The organism is Winogradskyella sp. MH6, from assembly GCF_022810765.1.
In the GTDB taxonomy this organism is placed as follows: Bacteria; Bacteroidota; Bacteroidia; order Flavobacteriales; family Flavobacteriaceae; genus Winogradskyella.
Genome location: NZ_CP094494.1, coordinates 3,134,206 through 3,153,611, shown reverse-complemented (window position 1 = coordinate 3,153,611; position 19,406 = coordinate 3,134,206). Strand labels below are relative to the sequence as shown.

At 32.9% G+C, this 19,406-nt stretch carries 17 protein-coding genes; 5 read left to right on the top strand and 12 right to left on the bottom strand.

Features of this window, described 5'->3' with window-relative positions:
• Positions 1–2,790, bottom strand: a complete 2,790-nt coding sequence (gene uvrA / locus MST30_RS14085) for an excinuclease ABC subunit UvrA (protein WP_243472045.1) — start codon at positions 2,788–2,790, stop codon at positions 1–3.
• A gap of 229 nt (positions 2,791–3,019) precedes the next feature.
• On the opposite strand from uvrA, the gene MST30_RS14080 reads away from it, so the two are divergent.
• Positions 3,020–3,604 (top strand): RNA polymerase sigma factor, encoded by a 585-nt coding sequence (locus tag MST30_RS14080; RefSeq protein WP_243472044.1) that lies wholly within the window; start codon positions 3,020–3,022, stop codon positions 3,602–3,604.
• Positions 3,605–3,834: 230 nt separating this feature from the next.
• Here MST30_RS14080 and MST30_RS14075 read toward each other — a convergent pair whose 3' ends face one another.
• The gene (locus MST30_RS14075; RefSeq protein WP_243472043.1) at positions 3,835–4,386 is read right to left on the bottom strand and encodes a hypothetical protein; all 552 of its coding nucleotides are present in this window, start codon (positions 4,384–4,386) and stop codon (positions 3,835–3,837) included.
• A gap of 48 nt (positions 4,387–4,434) precedes the next feature.
• Positions 4,435–5,091, bottom strand: coding sequence for an endonuclease III domain-containing protein (locus tag MST30_RS14070; protein WP_243472042.1), 657 nt, complete (start codon positions 5,089–5,091; stop codon positions 4,435–4,437).
• Positions 5,092–5,127: 36 nt separating this feature from the next.
• Here MST30_RS14070 and bcp point away from each other — a divergent pair, with 36 nt between their 5' ends.
• A complete protein-coding gene (gene bcp / locus MST30_RS14065; RefSeq protein WP_243472041.1) occupies positions 5,128–5,583 on the top strand; it encodes a thioredoxin-dependent thiol peroxidase in 456 nt (151 codons plus the stop codon).
• A 64-nt stretch (positions 5,584–5,647) separates the two neighbouring features.
• Here bcp and MST30_RS14060 read toward each other — a convergent pair whose 3' ends face one another.
• A complete protein-coding gene (locus MST30_RS14060; RefSeq protein ID WP_243472040.1) occupies positions 5,648–7,099 on the bottom strand; it encodes a TonB-dependent receptor in 1,452 nt (483 codons plus the stop codon).
• A 91-nt stretch (positions 7,100–7,190) separates the two neighbouring features.
• Between MST30_RS14060 and MST30_RS14055 the strand changes: the two genes are divergently transcribed.
• Both MST30_RS14055 and MST30_RS14050 read left to right on the top strand, forming a co-directional pair.
• Entirely contained in the window at positions 7,191–7,952 is a 762-nt protein-coding gene (locus MST30_RS14055) for an MBL fold metallo-hydrolase (protein ID WP_243472039.1), read from the top strand.
• 9 nt (positions 7,953–7,961) lie between these two features.
• Complete coding sequence (locus MST30_RS14050; protein WP_243472038.1) at positions 7,962–8,468, top strand: thioredoxin domain-containing protein; 507 nt, start codon at positions 7,962–7,964, stop codon at positions 8,466–8,468.
• Here MST30_RS14050 and MST30_RS14045 read toward each other — a convergent pair.
• The 5 genes from MST30_RS14045 to MST30_RS14025 form a co-directional block, all read right to left on the bottom strand.
• Positions 8,465–9,112: an alpha/beta hydrolase gene (locus MST30_RS14045; protein WP_243472037.1), complete on the bottom strand. Its 648-nt coding sequence runs from the start codon at positions 9,110–9,112 to the stop codon at positions 8,465–8,467. The two genes, MST30_RS14050 and MST30_RS14045, sit on opposite strands and share 4 nt — an antisense overlap.
• A 9-nt stretch (positions 9,113–9,121) precedes the next feature.
• Positions 9,122–9,448 carry a hypothetical protein gene (locus MST30_RS14040; RefSeq protein WP_243472036.1) on the bottom strand — a complete coding sequence of 109 codons (327 nt, stop codon included), beginning with the start codon at positions 9,446–9,448 and terminating at the stop codon, positions 9,122–9,124.
• Entirely contained in the window at positions 9,448–10,701 is a 1,254-nt protein-coding gene (locus tag MST30_RS14035) for a dihydroorotase (protein ID WP_243472035.1), read from the bottom strand. The genes MST30_RS14040 and MST30_RS14035 overlap by 1 nt, the downstream gene beginning before the upstream one ends.
• Positions 10,698–12,623: a BatA domain-containing protein gene (locus MST30_RS14030; protein ID WP_243472034.1), complete on the bottom strand. Its 1,926-nt coding sequence runs from the start codon at positions 12,621–12,623 to the stop codon at positions 10,698–10,700. The genes MST30_RS14035 and MST30_RS14030 overlap by 4 nt, the downstream gene beginning before the upstream one ends.
• A 76-nt stretch (positions 12,624–12,699) precedes the next feature.
• Positions 12,700–13,707 (bottom strand): glycosyltransferase family 2 protein, encoded by a 1,008-nt coding sequence (locus MST30_RS14025; RefSeq protein WP_243472033.1) that lies wholly within the window; start codon positions 13,705–13,707, stop codon positions 12,700–12,702.
• Positions 13,708–13,793: 86 nt separating this feature from the next.
• Between MST30_RS14025 and MST30_RS14020 the strand changes: the two genes are divergently transcribed.
• Positions 13,794–15,683 carry a M61 family metallopeptidase gene (locus MST30_RS14020; protein ID WP_243472032.1) on the top strand — a complete coding sequence of 630 codons (1,890 nt, stop codon included), beginning with the start codon at positions 13,794–13,796 and terminating at the stop codon, positions 15,681–15,683.
• A gap of 188 nt (positions 15,684–15,871) precedes the next feature.
• Here the strand turns inward: MST30_RS14020 and MST30_RS14015 are convergent, their stop codons facing one another.
• The 3 genes from MST30_RS14015 to MST30_RS14005 all read right to left on the bottom strand — a co-directional run bounded on the left by MST30_RS14015 (position 15,872) and on the right by MST30_RS14005 (position 19,364).
• Positions 15,872–16,192 (bottom strand): GIY-YIG nuclease family protein, encoded by a 321-nt coding sequence (locus tag MST30_RS14015; RefSeq protein WP_243472031.1) that lies wholly within the window; start codon positions 16,190–16,192, stop codon positions 15,872–15,874.
• A gap of 231 nt (positions 16,193–16,423) precedes the next feature.
• Positions 16,424–17,194 (bottom strand): TIGR02757 family protein, encoded by a 771-nt coding sequence (locus tag MST30_RS14010; RefSeq protein ID WP_243472030.1) that lies wholly within the window; start codon positions 17,192–17,194, stop codon positions 16,424–16,426.
• A gap of 229 nt (positions 17,195–17,423) precedes the next feature.
• Positions 17,424–19,364, bottom strand: coding sequence for a hypothetical protein (locus MST30_RS14005; RefSeq protein WP_243472029.1), 1,941 nt, complete (start codon positions 19,362–19,364; stop codon positions 17,424–17,426).
• Positions 19,365–19,406 lie beyond the last annotated feature (42 nt).

Below are 19,406 nucleotides of genomic sequence, written 5' to 3'. Positions count from 1 at the left end.
CTATAGTTTTTCTAAAAGGTATTTTCCTGTAACCGAATTTTTATTAGCAACAATGTCTTCTGGCGTACCAAAAGCTATTAAATCTCCACCTTGTTTTCCGCCTTCAGGACCTAAATCTATTATATGATCAGCACATTTTATTAAATCTATATTGTGCTCAATTACGATGATGGAATGACCTTTTGCAATCAAGGCTCTAAAAGATTTTAGTAACTTCTGAATATCGTGAAAATGTAACCCTGTAGTTGGCTCATCAAAAATGAAAAGCGCATTATCACTTTTACTGCCTTTACCTAAAAATGTAGCCAGTTTTATACGTTGTGCCTCACCACCAGAAAGGGTAGAAGAGGACTGACCTAAAGTAACATAACCCAAACCTACATCTTGCAAAGGTTGTAATTTACCTTCAATTTTAGTTTGCTTGTGAGTTTTGAAGAATTCAATAGCATCGTCAATGGTCATATTTAAAATATCGTCAATTGATTTGCCTTCAAACTGTACTTCCAACACTTCTTTTTTAAAGCGTTTGCCTCCACAAGTATCGCAAGTAAGGTGCACGTCGGCCATAAACTGCATTTCTATAGTCACTTCACCTTCACCTTTACAGGTTTCGCAACGTCCACCATCAACATTAAAACTAAAATGTTTGGCTTTGTAGTTTCTGATTTTACTCAATTTCTGAGAAGCATACAAAGCTCTAATGTCATCGTAAGCCTTTACATAAGTTACAGGATTAGAGCGCGACGAACGACCAATTGGGTTTTGGTCTACAAATTCAACATGCTTTATGTTGCTGAAATTTCCTTTCATCTCAGTAAACTGCCCAGCTTTATCACTAAAACCAGTGAGTTTCTTTTGTATCGCAGGAAATAAAATTTTCTTTACCAAAGTACTTTTACCACTACCAGAAACTCCAGTAACAACAGTTAACATTTCTAAAGGAAAAGTAACGTCAATATTTTTTAAATTATTTTCTCTGGCACCAACAATGTCAATATGATATTTTGATGTTTTTCGTTTTTCGGGCACTTTAATTTCTAATTTACCATTCAGGTATTGCGCTGTTAATGAGTCTGATGCTAAGATGTCTTTAAATACTCCAGTAGCAACAACTTCACCTCCAAATGTTCCTGCTTCTGGGCCAATATCAATGATTTCGTCAGCAGCTTTCATAATGTCTTCATCATGTTCTACCACAATAACAGTATTGCCTAAATCGCGTAGTGATTTTAAAACATTAATTAAACGCTCGGTATCTTTTGGGTGCAGACCAATACTAGGTTCATCTAAAATATACATAGAACCTACAAGGCTACTTCCTAAGGATGTAGCTAGATTAATACGCTGACTTTCGCCACCAGATAAGGTGTTAGATCTTCGGTTTAGAGTTAAATAACTTAAACCTACATTAGTTAAGAACTCAAGACGTGTGTTTATTTCTGTTAATAGACGTTTGGCAATTTTTTCTTCGTATTTGTTTAGTTTTAAATCCTTAAAGAATACAGTTAGTTCATTAAGCGGTAAGTCTACTAAATCGGTTATTGTGGCTCCATTAATTTTCACATAGCTTGCTTCTTCGCGTAAGCGTTTACCTTTACAAACGTTACATTTGGTTTTACCTCTGTAGCGCGACAACATCACACGATTCTGAATTTTATAAGCTTTAGATTCTAGCTCGGCAAAAAAGCTGTCTAATCCTTCAAAGTATTCATTGCCTTTCCAGATTAAAGCTTTATGCTCATCGCTTAATTGAAAATAAGGTTTGTGAATAGGAAAATCGAATTTATGAGAGTTATTTACCAGCTGATCTCTGTACCAACTCATACTTTCACCTCTCCAAGGAAAAATAGCATTTTCATAGATTGAAAGTGCTGTATTCGGAATCACCAAATCCTCATCTAGACCAATAACATCACCATAACCTTCACACTTTGGGCACGCTCCATAAGGATTATTAAAACTGAATAAATGTACATTAGGTTCTAAAAACGTCATGCCATCTAATTCAAACTTATTATTAAAAATAGTTTGTTTGTTATCTTCCAAAGATTCTACGATACAAGTACCAACACCTTCAAAAAATGCAGTGTCTATAGCATCTGCGAGTCTGTTGAGAAAGTCTTCATCATCTTTGTAAACAATTCTATCTACAACTAGATATAGCGCTTTAGTGGAATTTATATTTTGCTTTAAAGCATCATCAATTCTTAATACGTCTTCTTTATATTTTATTCTTGCATATCCTTGTTGCAATAAGGTTTGCAATTTGTTTTCAATCGTTCTGCCTTCTTCTAAAATGATAGGAGAGAGCAGCAATAGCTTAGAACGTTCTTCAAAAGTTTTAATGAATTCTATAACATCTGTTACGTTATGCTTCTTAACTTCATTACCAGAAATAGGTGAGTAGGTCTTACCAATTCTGGCATACAATAACTTTAGATAATCATAGATTTCTGTAGTGGTACCAACAGTCGATCGTGGATTGGTAGAATTTACCTTTTGCTCAATCGCAATAGCTGGTGCAATGCCTTTTATATAATCTACTTTAGGCTTGTTTAAACGTCCTAAAAACTGACGCGCATAACTGGATAAACTTTCTACGTAACGACGTTGACCCTCAGCATATAAGGTGTCGAAAGCCAAACTAGATTTTCCAGAACCCGATAATCCTGTAATGACAACTAGTTTGTTTCTAGGAATAGCAACATCAATATCTTTTAGATTATGCAATTTTGCACCTTTTATGATGATGTTTTCTTTTGGGTTTAGGTCTAAAACTGTAGTGTTCATAGGATTATTGAGCATATAATTTTGCAAAGATACGTTATCTATTTAAGCTGATAAAATGCGTTATTGTTAGATAAAATGTTAAAATTTGGTGCGAAATTTTGTTTTTTCGGAATGATTGTTGTTATATTTACCACATAATCATTAAAAAACACCTGCGTATAGCATAATATTACTTTAAAAAATTAACCCCTTGCTAAGAAGTTCGCTTCTGGCTACTAAGAGTAATATTATGAAAAGAGAACTTATCCAAGACGCAGAGTTGGTCAGCAACTACATTAGAGGAGACGAAAGTGCACTTTCGGTATTGATCGAAAGGCATAAGCAAAAAATCTACAGTTTTATTTATTCTAAAGTTTACGATAGAGATATTACTGAAGACATTTTTCAGGATACCTTTATTAAAGTGATTAGAACCTTAAAACGAGGAAAATATAACGAAGAAGGTAAGTTTTTACCTTGGGTAATGCGTATAGCACATAATCTTGTTATTGATCATTTTAGAAAAAACAACCGTATGCCTAAGTTTGATAATGCAGGCGAGTTTAGTATTTTTTCGGTATTGAGCGACTCTAGTCTTAATGCGGAAAAAAGTATGATAAAAGATCAGGTAGAGTCTGATGTTAGACGTGTTATCGAAGAATTACCAGAAGATCAAAAACAAGTGCTTTTAATGCGCATGTATCAAGATATGAGTTTTAAAGAAATATCTGAGCGTACAGGTGTAAGTATTAATACTGCACTAGGAAGAATGCGTTATGCACTTATAAATATGCGTAAAGTTATAGAGCAGAACAATATAATTTTAACAAATTAATACAATAAAGTGTTTTAAGTTGCGTTTTAGCCATATAATAACCCTAAAATTGGTAATATGGCAAACATTTACTTTAACGCTTCCCCAAAAAAAAATAATAACCTACAGCCAAAAGACGAAACGATAAGTTTTCTTTTGAATTACTCAAAGGCTTTAAGTGTTATACATTATAATAAATTGAAGTTTGAAGCACTTCAGAATTAAGTTGGAAGAAATCCTGATTAAATAAATCAGGATTTTTTTGTGAATAATAATTCTTCGTAGTTGTGTGTAGAAAAGTATTCTTTCTTTAAGTTTTTTAAGTATTCGAGTACTTTATTATAAGAGGGATGAGATTCCTTGAGGCAATCATTAGAATCATTGTCAATAACAGTAATGACTAAATACCAGCTTCCCATTCTTGAAACATAGTTATCATATAAATCGGTCTCTAAATCTGTTCCACTTGTTGCACCATCAATAAAAATGGGTAAAAGGTTTAGTGTTTTTGTTGTTTTCTCAACTTCGTAATATGATAAAAAATACAACTTTTCATCAATTCTAAATGGTACTTCTAGCCCAACATCTAAGTGATTAAGTTGATATTTGGTATTAACAAAGTTGTAAAATTCATCTGCGTCTTTTGTGTCCTCAAAAATGAAAGCATTTTCTTTTGGTAACTTTCGCTTAAATTTTTTTGCTTGTTTTATCTTATAGCCTTCTTCATGGAAGTTAGGGGCTATTCTTAGAGGTATACAAGATGTTATTGTTGTAAAAAATAATGCTATAAGGAAATATTTCATTGATTGATAGTTTCCAGAAAAGGCATCAATAATTATACCAACCAAAAGCTATTTTTTCTTTTTGTAGTAATCGTCAATAACCGATTTTCTACCAATAGTTTTAGTAATAATATCTTTTTCTAAGTCCCAACCACGAGCAGGAGAGTATTCTCTACCGTACCAAATGATTTGCAGATGGAGGTCGTTCCACAAATCTTTAGGAAACAAGCGTTTTGCATCTTTTTCGGTTTGTACTACGTTTTTGCCATTGGTTAAATTCCAACGATACATTAAACGATGAATATGCGTATCTACAGGAAACGCAGGTATACCAAAGGCTTGAGATAATACTACTGCTGCAGTTTTATGACCAACAGCAGGTAAGGCTTCGAGTTCTTCATACGTTTTTGGAACTTCACCGTTGTGTTTATCAATCAAAATTTGAGACAAACCGTAAATGCCTTTACTTTTCATAGGAGATAAGCCAACAGGTTTTATAATTTCTCTAATTTCTTCTACGCTCAACTTCACCATATCGTAAGGATTATCAGCTCTTTCAAATAACAACGGTGTAATTTGATTAACTCGTACATCTGTACTTTGCGCAGACATCAATACAGCTATTAATAAGGTGTAAGGATCTTTATGATCTAGAGGAATAGGAATTTCAGGATACAATTCCTTTAACGTATTTATAACAAAATCTACCTTTTCTTGCTTAGTCATTCATTGTATTTTTACAAAAAACAAATTTAAGCAATTATGACGCATTTAAAAGTAGGTGATAAAGCACCAGAGTTTTCGGCAAAAGATCAAGATGGTAATTCAATCTCACTATCAGATTATAAAGGTAAAAAATTAGTGGTTTTTTTCTATCCAAAAGCTAGTACTCCAGGTTGTACTACAGAGGCTTGTAATCTTAATGATAATTACGAAAGATTTAAATCTAAAGGTTATGAGATTTTGGGAGTAAGTGCAGATAGTGCAAAACGTCAATCTAATTTTAAAAACAAATACGGTTTTAAATATCCATTATTAGCAGATGAAGACAAGTCTGTTATAGAAGCTTTTGGTGTTTGGGGACCAAAAAAGTTTATGGGAAGAACGTTTGATGGTATTCATAGAACAACCTTTGTAATTGATGAGAATGGTATTTTAGAAGATGTAATTACTAAAGTAAAAACCAAGGCACATACAGATCAAATTTTAAGTGAATAACACTTATATAGTTTTAAACAAAAAAGCGACCAAATTGGTCGCTTTTTTTAGTTGATTCGTTTTCTTATTTATGCAGTACTTCTTCAGATTCGCAACCAAATAAGCTTTTCTCCTTAATGAGTTTAGCAACACCTTCTGGTAGCATTTCTTCCCAATCTGTGTCTCCATTAGCAATCTTTTTAAGTACAGTTCTTGAGAAAACGGATAGGTTAGAGGTGTCAAAATCTGTAATGTCTACTACTTTTCCATTGTATTTAAAGAATTTGTAAAGTTCTTTCATACGAGGGTGAACCTTAAGGTTTTCGCTATTGGTTATGCTACCATCCTCATTTTGCATAGGGTAAAGGTAAACTCTGAGGTCTTTGTAAAATAACTTTCCGAAAGCCTCTAATATTCCGCCACTTAGGTGACGATAGTATTTTTCATCAAAGATGTCTACGAGGTTACTAACACCCATGGTAAGTCCCATTCTATTTTTAGAGTACTGAGAGAAATATTCAACAAGTTTGTAATACTCTTGAAAATTAGAAATTAAAACCGTTTGACCCAATGAACAAAGTAATTTTGCTCTATCCATAAAGTCCTGCTCGTCTATTTCGCCCTCAGCTCTTAGATTAGATAATGTTATTTCAAATATTACTTGAGTATTTTCTTTGTCTACCTTGTTTTCTTTTATAAACATTTCATACGATTTCTCATACATATCCATGTTTACCTTAGTTACAGGTCTGAAGCTTCCTCTTAATGCTAATATGTTTTTCTTATAAAGTACACGTGCTGGTAGTACGTTATTGCCGTCTGGAGCAAACATTACAGCATCTGTCATACCATTTTTAACCAATTGTAGACTCATTAAACGATTATCTACATCTTTAAACACAGGACCAGAGAAGTTAATAGTATCAATTTCTAATTGATCTTTATCTAAATGGTCATATAAGTAACGAAGTAATTTTTTTGGTTGATTATACTTATAAAAAGCACCGTAAATTAAATTGGTACCTAATTTACCTAATGTCTCTTGCTGTAACCTGGCATCATTTTCCTTAAAACGAATGTGTAATACAATTTCATTGTACTCTCCTTCTGGTTTTACCTGAAATTTAATACCAACCCAACCGTGGCCTTTATATTTTTTTGCAAAATCTATGGTAGCAACAGTGTTTGCATAAGAGAAGAAAATCTTGTTAGGATTGTCGTCTCTTGGAATACGCTGCTCCATAAGATTAACTTCGTGAATTAGCATTTTACGAAGTCTGGCTTCAGTAACATAACGCTTATCGTCTTCGATACCATAAATAGCATCACTAAAATTCTTATCGTAGGCAGACATGGCTTTTGCGATAGTACCAGAAGCACCACCAGCTCTAAAAAACTGACGCACAGTTTCTTGTCCTGCGCCAATTTCTGAAAAAGTACCATAAATGTCTTTGTTCAGGTTAATACGTAAGGCTTTGTCTTTTAATGAAGGAATATTTTCTATTTCAAAGTCGCCTTTATACGTTATTTCTTCCATGGTTATTGGGATTACATCGTTTTCGCAAAGGTATTAATTTAGTATTGCAAACAAAAAAATAACCTTATTTTTGTTTTAAACTTAACACCCTTTGAAAGTAACATTTTTAGGTACTGGAACTTCGCAAGGTATACCAATAATAGGTAGCACTCATCCTGTTTGTTTAAGTGATAATCCAAAAGATAAGCGTTTGCGAGTTTCGGTGTTGGTAGAGTGGGATAATTATACCTATGTTGTAGATTGTGGTCCAGATTTTAGACAACAAATGCTCAGTGCTAACGTCTCTAAAATAGATGGTATTATTTTTACACACGAGCATGCCGACCATACTATGGGTTTGGACGACATTAGACCATTTTTCTTTAAACAAGGAGATATTGATTTATATGCACACAAGCGCGTTTTTAAAGCTTTAAAAAAACGTTTCGACTATATTTTTACCACCAAAGAAAAATATCCTGGAGTGCCAAGTGTAACAAAGCACGTTATAAAAAACAAACCATTTAAGCTTGGTAATCTAAAAGTTGTGCCAATAGACGGATTACATTATAAACTACAAGTTTTTGGGTTTAGGTTTAAAGATTTTGCTTATCTCACAGACATGAAAACTGTTGCCGATGAAGAAATTGAAAAACTACAAAACTTAGAGGTTTTGGTTATCAATGCACTCAGGGAAGAGCCACATATGTCGCATTTTAATCTTAAAGAAGCTTTAGATTTTATAGAAAAGGTTAACCCAAAGCGTGCTTACCTAACACATATAAGTCATGATATGGGTTTTCATGATGAAGTGCAACAAAAATTACCAGAAAACGTTTTTTTAGCATACGATAATTTACAAATCACCATTTAATATATAGATATGAAGAGTAGAATTTTTATGTACCTGTTTATTTTTTCAGCATTAGCGTTCATATTTCAATATGTGAATTCTAAAAATATTTTAGATAAGTACGAAAAAGATATAAAGACCTTTAAAAACACTATAGCCACTCAAGAACAAACGATATCAGCGTTAGAAGATCAAAATTTTGAACTGAATTATTTTAATATTGACAGGAACGATAATGCTCTAGATTATTTTATTGCACAAGGGTTTGATGTGGATGAATTAATTACAGCCATTAAAGAAGGACTTTACGATACCAATCATTATGAAGGCGAAGACCATCCTATAGTGCCATTTGTGTCTATGACAGGTTCTAAGTTGTTAATAAATAAGATAAGAATTGTAAATCATAAATGGATTTTAGCCAATTTTACCGATGGTGAATATTGGGGAGAAATCTTTGTGAAATATGATATTGACGAAAATAACGACCTAAAATACAAATTGGTTGAATACTTTATGTACCCTAAAATAGGCTAGAGGTAATTTTTAAGCCAATCTTTAAAATCATAAAAATTCTGAGGAGCAACTCCGTGTCCTACAGGGTATTCTTTGTAAACATAATTAATGCCTAAGGCTTTTAAAAAGTCTGGTGTTTTTCTGGCCCATTCAACAGGAATCACCTGATCTGCATAGCCATGAGATGAAAATATGTTTAAGTGAGATACCTTGCTTTTATCAATACTTTCAGGTAAAATGTCTTCGTTAAGATAACCGCTAAGTGCTACAACATTTTTTAGTTTTTCAGGGTAGTTCATAGCAACAGATAAACTTAAAATAGTGCCTTGACTAAAGCCTAAAAGTGTTACATTATTTTTGTCTACAGGATAAGTCTCACAGGCATAATCAATAAAATTAGCAATTAAATCAACAGATTGTCTGGCTTGTACATTATCGCTCCATTTTCCTTTTTCGGCATCAAAATTTATAGCATACCAAGCATTTCCGTAGGGTTGCATTGCGTATGGAGCTCTTAAAGAAATAATGAAGAGCTCTTCTGGTAATTCTGACGCAAAAGAGAACAGATCATTTTCATCACTTCCGTAACCATGACACATAATAAGCAAAGGAGCATTTTCTTTTAAGGTACTTGGTCTTTTTATATAGTGTAGTTCAGTAGTCATTTTTGAGTTTTATTTTAAGTTTTTAAACCAATCCTGAAAATAATGACCTAAAAACGGAAGTAATTTATATTCACCTATAATTGCGTAAATCAAACAATAGATCCAAGAGACAAAGGTTATAAACCATAATGCGGTGCCAAACCAAGAGTTAACATGCTTTTCGCATATGTTAGAAACACCTACCATAATAATTAAACCAATCATTTGTCTTGCATGAAAAAAGATATATGGGTTCTTTTTTTCAAGATTTAGAGAAATAGCAATAAGCAAACCAAGTGGAGTAATGTAAGCAACGGTTGCTAGGGTTTTACCGTCTTTAATCTCAGGTTGTCTCATTATTTGATAACCACTTTATTATTTGCAATAACACCGTAAACTTTTCCTTTTAATTCCATCCCTAGAAAAGCACTGTTTTTAGATTTTGAAGTTATATTCTCTTTATTGAATTGATATTTATCGTCAGGATTGAATAAACTTAAATTAGCAACTTCACCAATGTTTATTGAGTTTTCGGGTATACCAAATCTAGCTTTGCCTTGAGTAAGCAAACTAACCGTTTTCTTTGTGGTAAATACAGTCTGCAAAGCACCAAATGCTGATTCTAAACCTATGGTTCCGTATTTTGCATGGTCAAATTCTACTTTTTTAGCTTCTATATCAATTGGGTTGTGGTCTGTGGTAACCATATCTATTGTTCCGTCCTTTAGTCCTTCAATTAAAGCATCACAATCGTTTTGTGTTCTTAGTGGAGGTAAAACCTTATATCTGGTATCAAATCCTTCTAGGTTATCATCTGTTAATACTAAATTGTGTATCGCTACACTACAAGTCACATTAAGTTTTTTGGCTTTTGCATCTCTAATGAGTTCTACAGATTTAGCCGTAGATATCGTTGGTATATGTAGTTTACCTTCGGTATATTCTAGAAGGAATAAATCTCTGGCAACTTGCAATTCTTCTGCTAAACCGGGATTTCCTTTTAAACCTAAACGTGTACTGTTTATATTTTCGTTAACCACACCTAAACCAGAAATCTTTGATTCTTGAGGAAAAGACAATACTAAACCGTCAAAATTACTCGCATATTGCAGGGCAATCTTTATAAGGTTTGGGTTGGAAATAGGTTTCTGATAATCATAGAAAGCTACCGCTCCTGCATTTTTCATATCAAATAACTCAGCCAGATCAGTACTATTGCTAGCTTTTGTTAAAGCACCAATAGGATAGAGACTGGTGGCTTTGTTTTGTGCTTTTGCTTTGACCAGAGTAATATCTGCAAAACTATCTATTACAGGATTGGAATTTGCATTAAGCGCTACGGCAGTAAAACCTGACTCAGCAGCAGTTTTTAGTCCGTTTTCTATAGTTTCACGTTCTTCATATCCAGGTTCTCCAAAAGAAACACTACTGTCAAACCAGCCTTGAGAAACGTGGAGGTTATCTAGTTTAATTTCTTTGTAATTATCAGGATTAGAAATGCGTTTAGAAATCTTAGAAATGCGTCCTTTTTCAATTAAAATATCTACTGTGTCGTTGTGAAATTCACTTTTAGAATCAACGATGGTGGCAGATTTTATGAGTGCGTTCATTTAAGATATTTTAGTAGAAGTATCTCTATTATTAAAAATACTAGCGCAAAAATAACAAACCATTTCCATAGTGCATTAATAGTTGAGCTACTTTTTATGTCGTTTATAGTTGTGGCTAAACTTTCGTTTACTGAAACATTAGTATTGTTCTTAATGTCTAAATAACTTAAGTTGCTTTCTTCTCTATTATAGTTAAAACTTAGGCTTTGTATTACTTCAGATTCATTTTTAACGATAAAAACACCTGCATTTTCAGGGTAATCAGCGGTTTCTAAAACCACTGTTTTACTAAACGTTTTTTGTAATGGAATTACAGTGTTCTCATCCGTGCCAAGCGTTAAAATATCATCTTGTCCTAAAGCAGCATTTATGGCAATTGAATTTGGTTGACCAATAGTATAATACAACCGTGGTAACTTTAAACTTTGCTTACCTATATTATATAGTACAGGAACTATTAAAGGCGAATTTTTAAAGTTAGAGTTGTCATCATTTAGGGCACTCGAAAACGAATAAACACCATTATTTCCTATTAGGAAAGCATTACCATTTTCATAAGACAATACACTATTTGCATTGGAAGAAAAACTATATGAAGATTCTACTTTTGGATACTGAAAATTACTAACTTTAGAATAAAATGCATTGGCTAAAAGCGGATGATTATAGTTAATTGTAGTGATACGTTTTTGTTGACTGCTTAGAGAATTGTATTGAGGTAAATTAATAGTTTTAAACAACTGATTGTAAGCCTTTAAATTTATTTCTTTTGAAGGAATAGTTAAAATGTATCCTCCGTCAGTTTTAAAAGAAACAAGAGCTGTTTTTAAAGCATCAGAAATAGCCTCTAGCTCATTTAAAATAATTAAATTTTGGTCCGGAATTAAATTGAAATTAAGGTTGTTTATTTTAAAAGAATTATACTCAAATTCATCATCTGTATAGATGCGTTTTAAGAAATTATCATCAGTATTTTCGTTTATGGCAAGAACTTTAATTTTTGGTTTAGAATTAATATTGAAATAAAAGCTATTATCGTATTGCAAACCTGCATCTTCAATCACTAATTTTCCATTAATTACGGCATTGTTAGAAACCGAAAATGTAGCTTCAGAACTTTCGCTTATGTTAACAGCATTTTTTGCTAATAACACGTCATCATTAAATAAGGAAACTGTAATATTATCAATAGCTTCACCTTGATTGGATAGTTTTACATTTAAGTCTAAAGTTTCGGAATTAGAATTCGCAATATAAACACTATCTATACTCACATTAGAAACTAATGCAGATTTTGGTTGAACCAACTTAAGATTAATCGTACTGTCGGTTTCAAACGTAACAGGATTGCCTTTTTGCTGAAAATCTGAAATTAAAATCAGGTTTTTGGAAGAGGATTTATCTTTAGAAAACAATTCTTTTCCTTTAATAAAAAGCGCATCATAATTTAGTTGCGTAGGTGAGTGCTCTAATTGAATTAAATCATTTTTTAAAGCCTTTAAACTTGTGTTTCTAAAGGTTTGCGTATTAGTAAACAAACTTATTTTTTCATCCTCAGGAAAGTTGTTTATTATATCCTGAATGGCCTCATTTAACAAGCTTCCGTTTTTACCTGTGGCCTGCATACTGTATGAATTATCCAGATACACAACGGTTTCTTGTGCTTCATTAAAATCTTCAGTATTTGGTATAAATGGTTGGGCAAACGCAATAATGGCGCAAGCCAACAACAACATTCTAGTAAGTAATGTTAACCACTTTTTTAATTGTGAGCTTTTACGGGTTTGCAGTTTTACGGCTTTTAAGAATTTTACGTTGGTAAATTGTACTTTCTGAAAACGGCGTAACTGAAATAGATGAATAAGTATAGGAACTATCAGTAAAAAAAGTGCGTAAAGTAATTCGGGATGTTTAAACTGCATTCCTAGTGTAAAGCTTTTTTAATTGTTTCAAATATAGAAAATGATATAGGATAACGGTAATGCGCTTTTGAGAAATTTAACAAAAGAAAAAATAATCAGTCATAGTCTGCATGTTTAGCTTTTTGTAATACTGTTTTATGTCTTTTTGTGCTTCTTCATTAGCAACGGTAATAATACTTTGAGGAAGATTGAGTTGTTCTATGTATTTGTATTCTAATAACTCTTGTCCGTAAATTTCTTTGCCTATTTTCTTTTTGTTATTACAAATCCAGTAAAACGAAATATCATTTTCAATTAAGAGTTTAGCTAAAGTTTTTCCTTTTTTTCCTGCTCCCCAAACAACTAAAGTTCTTTCGGGTTTGTAATCTAGCTCTAAGAAGTAGTGTAATTTTATGTCTAAAAAGTAATTTGCAGCATAATGCTCGTGCGTTCTGGACGTTCGTGTACTGTAATCGCGCCAATGGAGTAGTACTTTGTCGCAAGGAATACATTTATATTTTGCTCTGTAAAACCGAAACGTTAAATCATAATCTTCAGGATAACGGTTAGGCTCAAAACCTTCACATTCTACAAAATCATCACGATGTAGCATCCAACAAGGTGATGGAATTACGCACTCTTTGTAAATTTCAGAATAGTTATTTCCTTTTTCGGTAAGCCCATTAAGCCAATGTTCGTAGCGTGCATAACCATTACTAATGCCATCAGTTCTAAAATACTTTACTTGCCCAACAGCAAGGTGATGTTTGCCATATTTTAAAAGACTATTCAGCATTACTTCAAGTCTGTTTTTGGTCATTATATCATCGCTATCCATTCTGGTAATATAATCGCCTTTACAGTTGTTAAATGCTGTTTGGAGTGCAGAAATTATACCTTCGTGTTTGTTGTTGTAAAGTTGAATTCGGTCATCATTTTCTGAAAATTTTTCAACAATAGTGTAAGATGCATCATCAGAATGATCATTTACAAAAATAGCTTCCCAATTGGTGTAAGTTTGGCTAATGATAGAAGTAACACATTCAGAAATAAAGGCTTCGGTATTTTTAAAAGGAATTAAAATGCTGACTAGTGGCTGAGACATGCTACGAATTTAACAAAACCTTTAGACTTAAAGTGGTAACAGATTGTAGATTTGTGCGTCTCGTAAAAAAAATAAAATAATTATTCATGAAGAACTATTTAGCCGTTTTGGGCTTAAGTGTAATTTTGGTAGGTTGTGGTTCAGCCAAGCCAAAAGTAGATGATTTAGCAGTTAATAATCCTATCGAAACTGCTTTAGATTTAACAGCAGTGGTAGATGATAAAGTGCCAGTAACTATTAATCCTGGTCGTTTTACCACAGAAACGGTAACGTACAGATTGCCTCGAGTAGTACAAGGAACATATTCTGTTAGTGATTTCGGTAAGTATGTAGAAGGTATGAAAGCTTTAGATTATAAAGGTAATGAGCTTAAAGTAACTAAAGTAGATACCAACACTTGGACGATTGCAGATGCTACCAATTTAGACAAATTAACCTACTACGTTAATGATACTTTTGATATTGAATCTACAGGTGGCATAGGTGGTGAAAACCCATTCTCACCAGCTGGAACAAATATTGAAGAAGACAATTATGTATTAAATCTTCATGGATTTATTGGTTATTTCGATTCTTTAAAAAACAATCAATATGCTTTAGATGTTACTGCGCCAGCAACCTTTGTAAGAACTTCAGCTTTAGAAGACAGAGGCATGAAGTCTAGTGCAGACGGAAAGTCTATAACCAGCAGTTATTTTGCACAACGTTATTTTGAAATTACCGACAACCCTATGATGTATGGTAAGCTAGATGTTGAAGAGTTTATGGTTGGTGACATTAAAATTGTATTAAGTGTATTTTCACCAAACAAAGTGCACACTGCAGCGAGCCAAAAAGAAACGGTTTATAAAATGATGCAGGCACAAAAGAAGTATTTAGGCGATGTTAACAGTACAGCACGTTACGACATCTATTTATACTTATCAGACGGTTCTGATACAGCGCCAAAAGGTATGGGAGCTTTAGAGCACCATACATCTACAGTAGTTGTGTTACCAGAATCTTCAAGTAAAGAAGGCTTGGCAGCTTCTATTATAGATGTTGTAGCACATGAGTTCTTTCATATTGTAACACCATTATCTGTACACTCAGAAGATGTACATTATTTCGATTATAACAAACCAACATTCTCTAAGCATTTATGGATGTACGAAGGTGTAACTGAGTATTTTGCACAACACTTTCAGGTTTATGAAGGTTTAATTGAGCCAACTGATTTTTACAGCACTATGATGGGTAAAATAGCAACATCTAAAAATTTGGATGATGCCATGAGTTTTACTGTAATGAGTGAAAACGTGCTAGAAGAGCCATATGCACATAATTACTATAATGTATACATGAAAGGGGCTTTAATCGGTATGTGTATCGATATTTTAATGCGAAAAGAAAGCGATGGTAATAGAAGCATGTTGTCTTTAATGAAAGAATTGTCTGCTAAATATGGTAAAGAAAAACCTTTTGATGATGACAAAATCATTGCAGAGATTACTGAAATGACATATCCTAGCGTTGGCGAGTTCTTAAAAACACATGTTGAAGGTGATGTACCAATTAACTATAACGAGTTTTTTGAAATGGTTGGTTTAACCCTGGGTGAAACTGAAGTACCAACAAACTACATTTTTGCAGGTGGACAAAACATCATTTTTGATGGTGATCCTAACAAAGGTATTTTCTTTTCGCCAATGGCATTACAGAATTCATTTTGGGCATCTCAAGGAGTGCAAGCTGGCGATATCATCAAAAAAGTTAACGGTAAAGATTTAACGCTAGAAAATGCACAACAAGTTATTGGTGGCATGTACGGCTGGCAAGAAGGCATGGAGTATAGCTTAGATTTAGAACGTAATGGGGAAGCTGTTGTTTTAAAAGGTACATTAGGTAAAGCAACTGCTAAAAGTGAATCTTTAGTAGAAGATGAAAACGCTACAGAAGCACAAAAAGCTTTAAGACAAGCTTGGTTGAAAGGGTAATCAATTCCTGCGAAAGCAGAGATCTTATAATACAAAAAAGGCTTCCTAATTGGAAGCCTTTTTTTGTATAGTCTTGTCATTTTCAACTTGCCTGAGCTGAACGAATCTAAAATCAAAATCCTTAACGGTAAGATGCTGAACTAAATTCAGCATGACACAAGTTAGTAGTAACTATTCACAATGATTTGTCATTCTGAACTCGTTTCAGAATCTAGTCTTTCCCAAAGATTATCCCAATTCGGATTTTCTTTCTCAATTAAGTTAATTTTCCAATCTCTTCTCCAATTTTTCAATTGTTTCTCTCTTTTGATAGCATCTCCAACATATTGAAATTCCTCAAAATAAACGAGTCTCTTTAATCTGTATTTGGAAGTGAAAAAACTACCATTACCATCAGCGTGTCGTTCCATTCTATCATCTAAACCAGCTGTAAGTCCAATATAAAGAACACCATTTGGTTTATTTGTTAAAATGTAAACCCAATAATTATGGTAGTCTCTTTTTGGCATGAAGTTTTATTCTAATCGTTGGCTGTTTAGGTTTGTTTGCAATTAAATATAACTAATTTGTCATTCTGAACTTGTTTCAGAATCTAGTATTTGGTTTTCTGAGATGCTGAATCAAGTTCAGCATGACAGTACGCTGTTTGTTATTTTTTATATTGACTTGTCATTCTGAACTCGTTTCAGAATCTAATTTATTTAACTTCATAATTAAGAGATTCCTGCTTTCGCAGGAATTTAAAACCCCTCAAAAACACCCAAGCCAAACAATGCGAAATCATATTTTACAGGATCGTTAGGGTCTAACTTACGTAAGTTCGCATCCAATTCTGCTAAAGCTTTAGCATCATTCTGCTTACGTTTTAGTAAGCCTAATTGTCGTGCAACATTACCAGAATGCACATCCAACGGACAACTGAGTTGAGCAGGAGAGAGGCTGTCCCAAATACCAAAGTCTACACCAGCATTATCGTTACGTACCATCCAACGTAAGTACATGTTTATTCGTTTGGCAGCAGACTTTTTAAGAGGGTCGCTCACATGTTTTTTGGTACGCTCTAAATGGGGAATTTCAAAAAATAGTTTTTTAAACTCGTGGATGCTTTGTTGTAAAGATTTGGGCTCAGCATGTTTTGCAAACACAGCTTCTAAACCATTATGCGCTTTATAAATATGTTGCAGACTTTTTATAAACTGAATAAAATCATCACCATTAAACGTTCTGTGTACAAACGACTGCAAAGCCTCTAAATCTGAGTCTTGGTGCTGGGTCACAAACTCATAAGGTGCGTGGTCTAACAGCACCATCATTTTATTGGCATTATTAATAATGCTTTTACGATTTCCCCAGGCAATGGTAGCAGTTAAAAACCCAGCAATCTCAATATCCTCTTTTTTAGAAAATTGATGAGGCACTTGTATTGGGTCGCTCTCAATAAATTTTGGGTTATTGTAAAGGTGGACTTTCTCGTCTAAAAAGGGTTTAAGTTCTGATGATTTGAGTTTCAAAAAGCTAAAATTTAGACTGCAAAAATAAGGCTTTGTTAAAAATACGTAACATTACATATTGACATATTGACATATTGGTTTAAAAATGCGAACTTCGTTTATCAATCGATATAGTTCATTGAATATGGAACCATATCTTAACGTTGTGTATAATACTACCGAAACTCTGTAAAATACATCCAACCTTCTGCAATTTATAATGACTTTTTATTGTTTAGGTTATCCTAACTTATTTTTTCCTAAATTTTGCATTATTTTCTATTATAGCTCTATCTTTTTCATTTAGTGTAATAACGTTATTTACAAAATTAGGAATTTCTTTATCGGTTAATTTGATACAATTTATTTTCAAATACGGTTCTATCCTTTTTATTGCAATAAGCCCATCTGATTTAGTTTTTTTAATATATTCTATAAATTGTTGCGTTTCAGAATCATCCTTACCTTCTTTTTCCAAGAATTCCAACATATATTCATCTAATTGAGTTGAAGATCTTATAGTGGATAAATATTTTTTTGAGATAGATTGAATTTCACAAGGACCGGCAGTATGACTTACTAAATAATTTTTCATATTTCTTTCAGAGGTTTGAAAAAGTACCAACTGACGGGCGGAATATTTATTTCTCCTTTTTTTGTAATAATTAAAGTGTTGAGAAAATGAAACATAGTTAATTCGCTCAAACGTTTTAGGAGTGGTGATTGCATTTAACATGTCTAAATGTTCTATAAGATATTTGTTATATTTGGGCGTAGGATGTAATTTTAAAGCTGATTTTTCGTATAAAGTGTCTTTATCAGAAACCAAGAAAAGGTTTTTTATATTTTTCTTAGGTGCTAACTCAAAGTTTCTTGAATTTCGTATTTCACTTAGTAATATGGCTTTAGAGTTAAATTTTTCGAAGCTTATCTCACCTAATGGAGCGGTAGCCATAAAGGTACTGTCTTTGTTGTAGTATGTAAATGTTCCGAAATCTAATTGAATAATATCTTCGGTAAAAGTTTCATTAATTTTATTAGAATAAGCTGCTAGTAAAAGCTCTGTTGGTGCTTTATAAGTCTTACCACTAAAATCTAATAGAACACCTGCATATTTATTTTTAGTGTTTGGTATGGTTATATCAAAAGCTTTCCATATTCCAGTACTTCCTTTAATAGAATATGCATAGTAACTCATATTAGCACTATTAAATACCATGCGTTTGGGTAGTCCATACACGTTAAATTCAATATCTATTTTATAGCGTTTGTTGTCGCTCGTCCAAGTTCCAGTAATAGGTCTTGTATTTATTAGTTCTAGTACAAATTCTCCATATTCCATTTTTAATCGAACGGTTCCATTTTTGCAATCGCCAGTTAAACAATCCAATTTTTTATTGTTAGTCAAACTTCCTATTGAGATAACATTGGCTTCTGACAACGGGTATTTACCCAAGGGTTTTGGCTCATCGTTTTTTAAGTTGGCATCATTAGATATAGCATTGGGTTGTTTTATAACCTTGCTCGCCAAATAATCTTCATTTGTTGATAGGCTTACCCAATATATACTATTATCAGAAAATAATTCCTTAAATTTCCAATAGGCTCTTTCCTGTTGTTCTCTAGAGGCTCCCTGTTGTTGGCCCCAAATTTTAGTTAAATATGCTGGGAAATGCCGTGCCAATAATTGATTAAAATGAACAGTATTGTTTAATGTAGCTTGTGAAAACTGCCAAGACCACACTACTTCTTCGTTTTTGGCAGGTGTGTAATCATAAGGAGAGCCCGATGTTTTACCTTTATACTTATCTAATTTAGCTGTGAGATAAGCACCTTTGGGCAAATCTTTAATGGTAATATCAATTGCTCCATAACCGTCAAACGCTCCCCCATTTTCAAGAATGGAATATCCAAAACTTTTCCTATTGTATTCACCAGATAAGGAAGTATTACCAACTTTTATTTTCAATGGCAAATAATAACCTTTCTTGTGGGGTACTTCTAATAGTATACCTTTAATATAATCAATACCATTTAATTGACCTTTAAGATAACTAACAGATAAAACTTCATCATTTTCTGTTAATCCATGAAATTTTAATATTTCACTTTTAAATTTATCAAAAACATAGTCTGCATCTTTGGTAATGGGTGCACCTATCAATTGCTTTAGATATGGATTTATGTCCATTTCTTTGGTTTGACCCTGTAGCGTATATGTTGTGGTACATAA